This window comes from Brevundimonas sp. AAP58 (genome assembly GCF_001295975.1).
GTDB lineage: Bacteria > Pseudomonadota > Alphaproteobacteria > Caulobacterales > Caulobacteraceae > Brevundimonas.
Map to the genome: position 1 here is coordinate 1 of NZ_LJHU01000134.1, position 11529 is coordinate 11529.

At 63.9% G+C, this 11529-nt stretch carries 11 protein-coding genes and 1 riboswitch; of the genes, 5 read left to right on the forward strand and 6 right to left on the reverse strand.

All coding sequences use genetic code 11. From position 1 onward, the window contains the following. The first annotated feature begins 318 nt into the window (after positions 1 to 318). Complete coding sequence (gene uvrB / locus IP78_RS14645) at positions 319 to 2538, forward strand: excinuclease ABC subunit UvrB (RefSeq protein ID WP_369814709.1); 2220 nt, start codon at positions 319 to 321, stop codon at positions 2536 to 2538. A gap of 67 nt (positions 2539 to 2605) precedes the next feature. On the opposite strand, the gene IP78_RS15155 is transcribed toward uvrB, so the two are convergent. The 4 genes from IP78_RS15155 to IP78_RS14660 all read right to left on the reverse strand — a co-directional run bounded on the left by IP78_RS15155 (position 2606) and on the right by IP78_RS14660 (position 5180). Next, a complete protein-coding gene (locus IP78_RS15155) occupies positions 2606 to 2902 on the reverse strand; it encodes a hypothetical protein (protein WP_082385196.1) in 297 nt (98 codons plus the stop codon). An 8-nt stretch (positions 2903 to 2910) separates the two neighbouring features. Continuing rightward, a complete protein-coding gene (locus IP78_RS14650; protein WP_054112399.1) occupies positions 2911 to 4290 on the reverse strand; it encodes a hypothetical protein in 1380 nt (459 codons plus the stop codon). Positions 4291 to 4530: 240 nt separating this feature from the next. Further along, entirely contained in the window at positions 4531 to 4830 is a 300-nt protein-coding gene (locus IP78_RS14655) for a helix-turn-helix transcriptional regulator (RefSeq protein WP_082385199.1), read from the reverse strand. Between the two features lie 11 nt (positions 4831 to 4841). Beyond that, positions 4842 to 5180 carry a type II toxin-antitoxin system RelE/ParE family toxin gene (locus tag IP78_RS14660; protein ID WP_054112400.1) on the reverse strand — a complete coding sequence of 113 codons (339 nt, stop codon included), beginning with the start codon at positions 5178 to 5180 and terminating at the stop codon, positions 4842 to 4844. A gap of 417 nt (positions 5181 to 5597) precedes the next feature. Here IP78_RS14660 and IP78_RS14665 point away from each other — a divergent pair, with 417 nt between their 5' ends. Further along, a complete protein-coding gene (locus tag IP78_RS14665; protein WP_054112401.1) occupies positions 5598 to 5957 on the forward strand; it encodes an endonuclease domain-containing protein in 360 nt (119 codons plus the stop codon). 77 nt (positions 5958 to 6034) lie between these two features. Continuing rightward, a complete protein-coding gene (locus IP78_RS15755; RefSeq protein WP_082385202.1) occupies positions 6035 to 6367 on the forward strand; it encodes an endonuclease domain-containing protein in 333 nt (110 codons plus the stop codon). A gap of 118 nt (positions 6368 to 6485) precedes the next feature. Here the strand turns inward: IP78_RS15755 and IP78_RS15165 are convergent, their stop codons facing one another. Beyond that, a complete protein-coding gene (locus IP78_RS15165) occupies positions 6486 to 7772 on the reverse strand; it encodes a DUF262 domain-containing protein (protein ID WP_156320447.1) in 1287 nt (428 codons plus the stop codon). A gap of 97 nt (positions 7773 to 7869) precedes the next feature. Beyond that, the gene (thiC, locus tag IP78_RS14675; protein ID WP_054112406.1) at positions 7870 to 9699 is read right to left on the reverse strand and encodes a phosphomethylpyrimidine synthase ThiC; all 1830 of its coding nucleotides are present in this window, start codon (positions 9697 to 9699) and stop codon (positions 7870 to 7872) included. Between the two features lie 118 nt (positions 9700 to 9817). After that, a riboswitch (TPP riboswitch) is annotated at positions 9818 to 9925 on the reverse strand. Between the two features lie 115 nt (positions 9926 to 10040). On the opposite strand from thiC, the gene IP78_RS14680 reads away from it, so the two are divergent. Both IP78_RS14680 and IP78_RS14685 read left to right on the forward strand, forming a co-directional pair. Beyond that, positions 10041 to 10559 carry a Rid family hydrolase gene (locus tag IP78_RS14680; RefSeq protein ID WP_054112403.1) on the forward strand — a complete coding sequence of 173 codons (519 nt, stop codon included), beginning with the start codon at positions 10041 to 10043 and terminating at the stop codon, positions 10557 to 10559. 71 nt (positions 10560 to 10630) lie between these two features. Further along, the coding region (locus tag IP78_RS14685) for a S9 family peptidase (RefSeq protein WP_054112404.1) at positions 10631 to 11529 on the forward strand (899 nt) is incomplete at its 3' end.

Consider the following 11529-nt stretch of genomic DNA (forward strand, 5'->3'; position numbering starts at 1 on the left):
GCCCGTCGCCTTCGAAACCCGCATGCGCGAATCGCCTGTCCGTCGCCCCGTCTCTCTGGCTAGAGCATCGCCCGGTCAGAACGAAGGCGCCGCCTGCTGCCAGCCTCCTGTCAGCATCCCCGCCCCGCCCGGCGCGTTGTCTGGCGCAGCCCCTGCCCGCGCCCTACATTCGCGTTCATGAACCGTTCCTCCACGCCCTCCGCCAAGGCCCCGCGCGCGAAGAAGCCGGTGCACACGCCGAACCCGGGCGTGGCGGAGGCGCAGACCCCCTTCGTCCGCGACGGCGCGCCCCTGCCCGACGTCATGGCCAGGATGCCCATGTTCGCGCCCGTGACCGGCCCCCGCCTGACGCCGGAGGAGGCCCCCGGCGCCCCCAGGGACTGGAAGCCCCACCGCCCCGAGCGCGCCGCCGACCGCAAGGGCGGGCGGTTCCGCCTCGTCACCGACTACACCCCCGCCGGCGACCAGCCCGCGGCCATCGCCGAGCTCGTCGCCCAGGCCGAGGCCGGCGACCAGGATCAGGTGCTGCTCGGCGTCACCGGTTCGGGCAAGACCTTCACCATGGCCAAGGTCATCGAACAGACCCAGCGCCCGGCCCTGATCCTGGCCCCCAACAAGACCCTCGCCGCCCAGCTGTACTCCGAGTTCAAGGCCTTCTTCCCCGACAACGCGGTGGAGTATTTCGTCAGCTACTACGACTACTACCAGCCCGAGGCCTACGTCCCGCGCACCGACACCTACATCGAGAAGGACAGCTCGATTAACGAGCAGATCGACCGCATGCGCCACTCGGCGACGCGGGCGATCCTGGAGCGCGACGACGTCATCGTCGTGGCCTCGGTCAGCTGCATCTACGGCATCGGCTCGGTCGAGACCTATACGGCCATGACCTTCGACCTGAAGGTCGGCGCGACCATCGACGAGGCCAAGCTCAGGGCCGACCTGATCGCGCTCCAGTACAAGCGGAACGACGCGACCTTCGAGCGCGGCATGTTCCGCAAGCGCGGCGACACCATCGAGATCTTCCCCGTCCACCTGGAGGACCGCGCCTGGCGCGTCAGCCTGTTCGGCGACGAGATCGAGGCCATCGCCGAGTTCGACCCCCTGACCGGCAAGAAGACCGCCGACCTGGAGGAGGTCACCGTCTACGCCGCCAGCCACTACGTCACGCCCCGCCCGACGCTCAACCAGGCCATCCACGGCATCAAGGCCGAGCTGAAGGAGACGCTCGACTGGATGGTCGAGAACGGCAAGCTGCTGGAGGCCCAGCGCCTGGAGCAACGCACCCGCTTCGACATCGAGATGATGGAGGCGACCGGCTCCTGCGCCGGCATCGAGAACTATTCCCGCTGGCTGACCGGCCGCGCGCCCGGCGAGCCCCCGCCCACCTTCTTCGAATACATCCCCGACAACGCCCTGCTGTTCGTCGACGAGAGCCACGTCACCATCGGCCAGATCGGCGGCATGTACCGGGGCGACTATCGCCGCAAGTCGACGCTGGCCGAATACGGCTTCCGCCTGCCCAGCTGCATCGACAACCGCCCGCTGAAGTTCGACGAGTGGGACGCCATGCGGCCCCAGACGGTCCACGTCTCGGCCACCCCCGGCCCGTGGGAGATGGAGCGCGCGGGCGGCGTCTTCGTCGAACAGGTCATCCGCCCCACCGGCCTGATCGACCCGCCCGTCGAAATCCGCCCGGTCAGCGGCCAGACCCGCAACCAGGTCGACGACGTCATCGACGAGGTGAAGGCCACCGCCCGCGCCGGCTACCGCTCCCTGGTCACCACCCTGACCAAGAAGATGGCCGAGGACCTGACGGAGTACATGCACGAACAGGGCGTCCGCGTCCGCTACATGCACTCCGACGTCGACACGCTCGAGCGGATCGAGATCCTGCGCGACCTGCGCCTGGGCGCCTTCGACGTCCTGATCGGCATCAACCTGTTGCGCGAGGGCCTGGACATTCCGGAGTGCGGCTTCGTCGGCATCCTCGATGCGGACAAGGAGGGCTTCCTGCGCTCGGAGACCTCGCTGATCCAGACCATCGGCCGCGCGGCCCGCAACGTCGACGGCCGCGTCATCCTCTACGCCGACCGCATGACCGGCTCGATGGAGCGCGCCATCGCCGAGACCAACCGCCGTCGCGAGCGCCAGACGGCCTACAACCTCGAACACGGCATCACGCCCGAGAGCGTCAAGCGCGAGATCAAGGACATCCTCGACAGCCCCTACGAGAGCCGCGCCCTCGACAAGCTCACCGCCCCCGGCGTGAAGGAACAGGCCAAGCCCTTCACCGGCTCCAACTTCCAGGCCGCGCTCAAGGACCTGGAGAGCCGCATGCGCGAGGCGGCGTCGAACCTGGAGTTCGAGGAGGCCGCCCGCCTGCGCGACGAGATCAAGCGCATGAAGCTCATGGACCTGGAGTTCGCCAACGAGGTTCTGACCGCCGAAGGCGAGGCCGTCGACACCGCCGCGCCCAAGCGCTGGCGCGCGGAGGCCAATGCGGAGAAGGCGGAGCGGTTCAGGAAGGGGCGGTAGGGGGGAGGTTAGAGGTAGAGGCGGTGAACCGAGCCCTCGCCTCTACCCCTGGTCTAGTGGTGGCTTGCTACTTGAGCATCTGCTCCGCGCGAACCAGCGCCGATTTGGCCTCCTCCAAAGCCTTCAATGCGACCATTGACTCGCGACCGCTGAGATACGGTCCGGGTGGAGGCAAAACGCTCGCTTGAGCGGCTGCCACGCTGCGGAACGTGCGCCCCGCAGCGATTTCACCGATGCGGCCGCCATTCACTCCAAACCAAGCCGCAATGTCATGTTGGCGGTCGCCACGAGCAAGCATGCCTTTGGCGATCGCCGCATCAGTTTCGTCCAGCGTGACGCCGCTGGGAGGTGCTCGATATCCCATGTCACACCTCACGAAGCAGCTGCTGAGCGTTTCAGGAGCTCAGTTTCGAAGGCGTCGATAACAAGGTCGTAGGAACCTTCGTTCTTACCGATCTTCTGTGGGTCCGCCCTGAAAGCATCCATGATCACGCGATACTTTTTCACAATCGCTGGGAAGCACTCATCCAAGAACTGGTTCGGGTCCGCCCTCCAGCGGAGGCGGCCATCAGGTCCCTGCTCGATGAGGCTTTTTAGGCCGTAGACCAGCGGCATGATCAGGCCGTCGGGGTAGCTGTAGTTCACCGGTTGATCCGTGAAGTGGGTCGTCGGCTTAGAACGCATATCCTTGGCAGGTTTGACTACAGACAAGCCTCCGAACCGACCTGTGCCGTCATTGTAGGTGTCAGGAAAAGTCCGATAAATTCGGTCGTACAATAGCGGGATCTGGGCAGCGATTTCTAGCGCGCTTCCGACTTGAGTATTGTGCAGTTCATGCTTGTATTCACCGCCAGTTTGTTTTGAAACGGCTGGGCTGCTCATGAGCCGGTCGAATAGCTTCACGCACTCTCCCTTGTTCCTGTAAATGTTCTGCGGAACAGGCGCCTCCACCTGACGACCGTCTTCGTCTTCTGGTAAGTTAACAACCGACAAGGGAATCCAGGCGAGGGCGATCAGATCGCGCACTCGAATGTCTCCACCGTCATTAGTTTTCCATTCCACTCGCTCGGAGATTTCTTTTGGCAGGAAGGCGCGCAGTTCTTCGTAGAAGCCTTTTTGATTGGAGCGTGTCTCTGCTCGAAGCTCGACATTGTTGTTGCGGGCCGCACAAATGTCGAGCAACGAGCTAGAGAACTCGTTCATCACATCAGGATCGTCCAGATTGGCGGGTACTAGGATCTCGAGCGGAACGAGGAAGTCCAGCATTCCATCTCCGTCATCTTCGGCGGTCGACTCCTTAAGGGTGGTGATCAAGTCCCGGTTCTTCACCCAAGCAGCTTTGAAGTCAGGCCAGCGGGGCAGCTTCAGTTTGGAGTTGCCAATGGCCAACCGCACGATGTGGGTTCCGATGGCTAACATGTTGTGACCGCCATCAAGAATTCCCTCGATCCGAGTGTTTTCGAAGTTGAGTTCGTAGCGGTTCCGCTCAAGCTTTTCGTAATCGGAAGCTCCGACTAGAACGCCCTTGGTCTTGAAGGGGAAAGTGTCCGGCGTCTCAACGATACTTTCGATTATTGCATCGGTGACAGGCCCCGCTTTAGCGGATCGCGGATTGGCTTCGAGGTCGGCGGCGTCGAATAGAGCCAACATGTTGCGGGCTTTAACGAAGCCGACGATCCGACGGACGGGGCCCTCTACCTGTTCGGCAACTTGGCCTTGGTCGAAACGAACGACAATACGATCGGGATTCATACTCAGTCTCCTTGGGTAAGGAGAACTGCCTCGGTTCAGGATCCCGCGAACCGGGTGCGCACACCCGACATCCGACACGTTCCGAGCCTCCGGCCCGCCTCGTATTCGGTCGCCGCTATCCAGCAGCAGGATCTGGCCGAAACCGCTCTCGGGTTTCATTCCGGCTCCTTCCAGGAGCCCATGCCAAAGTGTGGCCAACCGCCACGGTTGTCAACGTGAAAAATTCTCGTTCGACGAACTTCAAACCAACTCCACCTTCAACGAATGCCCCAGCACCCGCGCCGCGCGGCTGAGGGTATCCAAGGTCACGTTCGAGGCGTCCGGGTCCAGCACGCGGTTCAGCTGGGCGCGGCTGGTGTCCATGCGGGCGGCCATGGCGGCGCGGGTCAGGTTCTGGTCCTTCATCGCCTGCTGGAGCTGGAGCGCGATCACGCTCTTGACCGCGCGCAGGGTCACCTCCTCACGGATGCCCTCCTCGTCGAGGAAGTCGTCCAGGGTGGCGAGGTCCGACGGGTCGCGGAACTTCATGTCGGGCGTCATGGGCGCTCCTTCTAAAGGCTGCGCTCCTTCATGCGCCGGTACGCGATCTCGATCTCGGCCTTCGGCGTCTTCTGGGACTTCTTGATGAAGCCGTGCACCACGACCAGGGCCTGATGCTCCGGATCGTGGAAGAAGATCATCCGCACCTCGCGGTTGCCGCTCAGGCTCGACCGGACCTCCCACAACCCGCCCCCGAGGGAACGGCAGAGCGGAAGCCCCATCGGAAAGCCCAGCTGGACCCGCTTGAGGTCGAAACCGAGGATCGCGCGATCCGGCCTATCGAAGGATCGCAGCCACTCCTGAATGACGGGCCGGCCGGCGGGGGTCTGGTAGAAGCGGACCGTGTGCATGCACAGCTCCTGCGGGTGCGGGGCGACAACTTTGCATGGCGGGTCCATCCCTTCCAGAGAGCCGGGCACATGCCCTGACTTTGCACGGAAAGCGTATCACATATGGTCCGCCCTGCAAGCTAACGTTCGCAGGCATGTCGCTGGGCTCCAACGCACGGTCCTCCGCAACCGAGGCTGGCTGGCGTTCAACGGACGCGGGACGTATCGGCTCACGTCCCTTCTCCCCTTGCGGGAGAAGGTGGCCCGCAGGGCCGGATGAGGGGTGAAACACCGCTCTGTCCGACGTGCCTCCGAACCGACCCCGGTATCCGCGTCTTCGTACCCCTCATCCGACCGCGCTTCGCTTGGCCACCTTCTCCCGCAAGGGGAGAAGGGAAACGGGGTGAAACACCGGCGTCCGGCGAGTAACCTCGGCTGATGCTCAAGCCGTCGGACAGAACGCGCGCTGCCGCCCGGCGAGGTCGCACGGACGGGACCTTGCCCGAAGCGATCTTCTGGAAATACCTGAAAGACAGACGGCTCGAGGGTCTGAAGTTCCGCAGGCAGCTGCCGCTCGGTCCCTACATCGCAGATTTCGCCTGCCCGTCGATCCGGCTCATTGTCGAACTCGACGGCGGCGTCCACGATCTGCGAATCGAGGCGGACGCCAAGCGGGATGCCTGGCTGACGGCGAATGGGTGGACTGTCCTGCGCTTCCGCAATCAGGCGGTGCTTACCAATCCCAGCCTTCTGTTCCAGGCGGTGCGGGATCATGCGGAGCGTCACGGAAAGACCTGAGACACGCTCCCTTCTCCCCTTGCGGGAGAAGGTGGCCCGGAGGGCCGGATGAGGGGTATGCGCCCGCGAACCCGGTGATGGACGGTCAGAACCTCCCCGGATGGATCGGTGTTTTACCCCTCATCCGACCTCGCTTCGCTCGGCCACCTTCTCCCGCAAGGGGAGAAGGGACGGATGGGGTCGGCCCCTATGTCGTGGACTTCGCCTGCGTTCGCTTGCGGCTGGTCATCGAGATCGACGGCGGGGTGCATGGGCGTGACGACGTCGTGCTGCGCGGTGCCCTGCGCCAGACGGAGATCGAGGCGCTCGGCTGGACCGTGGTCCGGTTCACCAACGACACGGCGCTGGGCGAGCCCTGGCGGATCGACGACGCGATCCGCGACCGGGCGCGGGTGTTGGGGTTGCTTTAGGTCGCCGTTAGTGGACCCTCTCCCGTCGGGAGAGGGCTTGAGGCTCGGCAAGCGAAGCGCGCCGCCAAGCCGAAAGGGTGAGGGGTTGCTGCCCGACGTTCAAGAGCGCCCGCCTCGATTACGCTGCTGACTTCTTCAGGTTGCAAGTTTCACATAGTGCTTGGGCATTCGACAACACAGTCGGCCCACCTTTCGACCAGGCAGTCATATGATCAGCGTGCATTTGATCAATTTCTGGCATTTCTTTACCGCACCCTTCGGCCTGGCACTGCTTTCCTGACCTTAGCCAAATCACATACCGCTCTTCGTCAGTGAAGACTCTCTTCGTATCCTTAATTTCAATGTCTGGAACACTCTGGAGAAAATATCGTGTCAGAATTCGTGCCCGGTCTATCATTGAGTTCATATCGTTGGTGCCTTGCTGCATAAGGCGACCGAACTCGCTCAAGCTGGCGTCTCTTTGATCTTCTGGGCGATCAAGATCTTCGATCCGCTTTTTATGGAAACTTTCTAGGAATGACAAAATCTTAGCGTCTAGGGCCGGGTGAGCATACTCCGCTTTGATTGTCTTGACCCAGCCATAATAAAGCTGTGGAAAAGACTGCTTATTCATCAATATGTTATTTTCACCGAAAACCTTGTATAGTTCTCTTATGTTCTTGGTAACGCGAACCTTCAAGCCATCAAACTCGGCCGGTTGCATGCTCTTGTTCTTTTTGACGAGGTTATCCAAGAAGCGCTTCTTGAGATCACTGAACTGACCTTGACCATCATTTTGATTCATCTCGAGTCGGATGAGCTTAGCCGCAACTTCTTGATACGACATTCGGCGGTCGTTGAAACGCAGCAGCCGAACTAATGTCTCATCCTTCGCAACTTCGCGGATCAGACGAGTCATGTCTCCGCCCATAGCGTTACGCTTTTCCGCGGCATTCAGTGGCTCGCCGTTGTTCAAACGGGAGAATAACTCTTCAATATCTTCCTCATCGGCTCCAGAGACCTCGACCACATCAATGGTTTGAGAATTAAAGTACTCTCGCTGCGATTCGGTCAGGTCACCAAATTTCGCATTGGCTTTTGGCGGGTTATTGTCAGCAAAGAACGATGTATCGCCAGAGAACGTAAAGTCCTCGGCTAGCGCGAATGATCCGGACCTAAAGTCCCATATTGCTCCAAGCCTTTGCTTTCCATCGATGACAGAATATCCAAATGGTTCTTTCTGGGCCTGGATGTCATGGAAATACAGCTTGGGGACATCAAATCCGTTGAAGATGCTGTCCATGAATAGCTGCTTCTTCTCGTCCGACCAAACTCCCGACTCGCGCTGATAGGGCGGGTTGAGGTTGATACGGTTCTTTTGAAGCCAAAGCTGGCCAATGTTCCAGCGCTGGGTCGTGCACTTCATAAAGCGCTCCTTCAATTCCACCCATAATGGTGGCTCCGACACGACGCAATCCAAGATGAGTTTGTCGCCGCTGACAGTCAAGTATGGAGCATAGTCCTCACACCTTCACCTCCACCACCCCGCCCCCGGCGCGGAACTTCGCCGACATCTCCGCCATCCCGGCCTCCGCCTCCGCCAGCGAGCCGCCCGCGTCGTTTTGGGCCTGGGCATCCCGGCGGATATCCTGGCTGATCTTCATCGAGCAGAACTTGGGGCCGCACATGCTGCAGAAGTGGGCGGTCTTGTGGGCTTCCTTGGGCAGGGTCTCGTCGTGGTATTTGCGGGCCGTCTCGGGGTCGAGGCCGAGGTTGAACTGGTCTTCCCAGCGGAACTCGAACCGGGCGCGCGACAGGGCGTCGTCGTGGGCGCGGGCGGCCGGGTGGCCCTTGGCCAGGTCGGCGGCGTGGGCGGCGATCTTGTAGGTGATGACGCCGTCCTTGACGTCCTGACGATCCGGCAGGCCCAGGTGCTCCTTGGGCGTGACGTAGCAGAGCATGGCCGTGCCGAACCAGCCGATCATGGCCGCGCCGATCGCGCTGGTGATGTGGTCATAGCCCGGCGCGATGTCGGTGGTCAGCGGCCCCAGCGTATAGAAGGGCGCCTCGTGGCAGTGCTTCAGCTGCTCGTCCATGTTGGCCTTGATCTTGTGCATCGGCACATGGCCGGGGCCCTCGATCATGACCTGGCAGCCGTGGTCCCAGGCGACCCTGGTCAGCTCTCCCAGGGTGCGCAGCTCGGCGAACTGGGCCGCGTCGTTGGCGTCGGCGATGGAGCCGGGGCGCAGGCCGTCGCCGAGGCTGAACGAGACGTCGTACGCGCGCAGGATCTCGCAGATCTCGTCGAAGCGCTCGTACAGGAAGCTCTCCTTGTGATGCGCCAGGCACCACTTGGCCATGATGGAGCCGCCGCGCGACACGATGCCGGTGACGCGGCTGGCCGTCAGGGGCACGAAGGGCAGGCGCACGCCTGCGTGGATGGTGAAATAGTCCACGCCCTGTTCGGCCTGTTCGATCAGGGTGTCGGCGAAGATGTCGAACGTCAGGTCCTCGGCCACGCCGCCGACCTTCTCCAGCGCCTGATAGATGGGGACGGTGCCGATGGGGACGGAGCTGTTGCGGATGATCCAGTCGCGGATGTTGTGGATGTTCCGGCCCGTCGACAGGTCCATGACGTTGTCGGCGCCCCAGCGGGTGGCCCAGACCAGCTTGTCGACCTCGTCGTCGACGGTCGAGAGGACCGCCGAGTTGCCGATGTTGGCGTTGATCTTCACCAGGAAGTTGCGGCCGATGATCATCGGCTCGACCTCGGGGTGGTTGATGTTGTGCGGGATGATGGCTCGGCCCCGGGCGATCTCCTGACGCACGAACTCCGGCGTGACGAAGTCGGGGATGGAGGCGCCAAAGTCCTCGCCGTCGCGCACGCACGGGGCGGACTGCTCGCGGCGCAGGTTCTCGCGGATGGCGACGTATTCCATCTCGGGCGTGATGATGCCGGCGCGGGCGTATTCCAGCTGGGTCACCGGGCGGCCGGAGACGCCCTTGAAGACCTTGTGGCGCGAGGTGTCGAAGCGGGGGGCGAGGTGCTTGCCCTCGGCGTGGCCGTTGTCTTCCGGCTTGACCTCGCGGGGGTGGGCGACGGGGGCGATGTCGCCGCGGTCCAGCTGCCAGCTGGATTTGACGTGGGGGAGGCCCCTGGTGATGTCGATGGCGACGGTCGGGTCGGTGTAGGGGCCGGAGCTGTCATAGATCGTCACCGGCGGCTCATTGGCGCTGGGGTGGACGGCGACTTCGCGGAAGGGGACGCGGATGTCGGGGAAGAGCTCGCCGGAGACATAGACCTTGCGGGAGCCGGCGCGGGGGCCGGTGGGGATGGCGCCGGTTTCACGCATCACCTGATCCCGGGCGTCCTTGAGCGACAGATCGACGTTGGGCTCTTGGGGTTCGGGCGTGACGTGGATGTTCATGGCGGCCTCTTCGCGTGGAGGGCGCCGACGTCGGGGGGACCTGTGGCGAGGTCCCGTCTCTCCCTTCGCCGGCATGACCCGGATCAGGTTCGGCCGGTCAGGCGATCACGCCAATCTCAGCGGCTCAGGCGCCGCCCCCGGGAGAACGCGGTGACGATAGTCCCGTCCTTCGCCACAGACCAGCCCGACAGGTGACCAAAGCGTAAGTTGAGCCCGGCGGCCGGGCGGCGCATGGCGGGCGCGACGTTACAGCCAAGGTTGCCGCCATGACCCCGAGACCCCTGATCGCCGCCGCCGCATTCGCCCTGACCGCCTTCGCCGCGCCTGCGATGGCGCAGGTGGAGCGCATTCCCTCCTCCGGCGGGGAGGTCATCATTCCGGGGCCGCCGTTCGCCCCGGCCTACTATGAGTTCGGCTACGCCCCGGCGCGGCGAGTGGGCGACACCCTCTATGTCTCGGGCGTCATCATCTATCGCGGCGAAGGAGAAGGCACTGACGCGGCGGCCTTCGAGGCCCAGGTGCGGCGGGGGTTCCGGACACTGCAGATGATCCTGGAGGCGGCGGGCGCCGGCTTCGAGGACGTGGCCATGGTCAACAGCTATCACGTCTGGGACGGCCCGAACTTCACCGGCGAGCGGATGGAGCAGTGGGAGGTGATCCGGCGCGTCCGCGCCGAGTTCATCGGCGAGCCCCACTCGGCCTGGACGGCGGTGGGGACGACGGGCCTCTTGGTTCCCAACGGCATCGTCGAGATCGAGCTGGTCGCGCACCTGGGCGAGGACTGATCCGGAAACCTTTCGCGGGCGCGGGGCGAAATCCGGGGCTAGGCTGAGGGCCAGCCCCGAGGAGACCCGCCATGCGATCCGAACCCTTCGACTTCGACTGCGCGGACGGACGGCGGGTGCGCGGGCGGCTGGATCGGCCGGACGGGCAGGTCAGGGCCTATGCCCTGTTCGCCCACTGCTTCACCTGCGGCAAGGACAACCTGGCGGCGACGCGGATTTCACGCGCGCTGGCGGCCGAGGGGGTGGGCACGCTGCGGATCGACTTCGCCGGCATCGGTGAGGCGGGCATGACGCCCATGCCGGCGGGGTTCACGGTGGACGTCGGCGACCTGAAGGAGGCTGCGGCGGTCATGGTCCGGCACGGCTGCGCGCCCGGCCTGCTGATCGGCCACAGCCTGGGCGGAGCGGCGGCGATCGCGGCGGCCGGCGACATCGACAGCGTCAAGGCGGTGGCGGTGATCGGGGCTCCGTTCGACGTGGACCATGTGCTGAAGCTGCTGGGGCCGGGCGCGGAAGGGTTGATGCACGGCGAAACGCATGAGGCCGAGGTCGGCGGGCGGCCGGTGTCGGTCGGGGCGGGCTTCGCCGAGGACCTGAAGGCTCAGGACCAGAAGGCACGGCTGGCGAACCTGAAGCGGGCGCTGCTGATCCTTCACTCACCGGTCGATCAGGTGGTGGGGGTCGAGGAGGCCAGCGCCATCTTCATGGCGGCCAAGCACCCCAAGAGCTTCTGCTCGCTGGACAAGGCCGATCATCTGCTGAGCCGTCCGGAGGACGCGGCCTATGCGGCGACGGTGATCGCGGCCTGGGCCAGCCGCTATGTCGGGGACATGACGACGCCGGAGACGGCGCCGGCCTCGGACGGGGTCGTTCGGGTGTCCGAGACGGGTGCGGGCAAGTTCCAGGCGAAGGTGGAGGCGGGTGGCGCCATGCTGCTGGCCGACGAGCCGGTGTCGGTCGGCGGACTGGC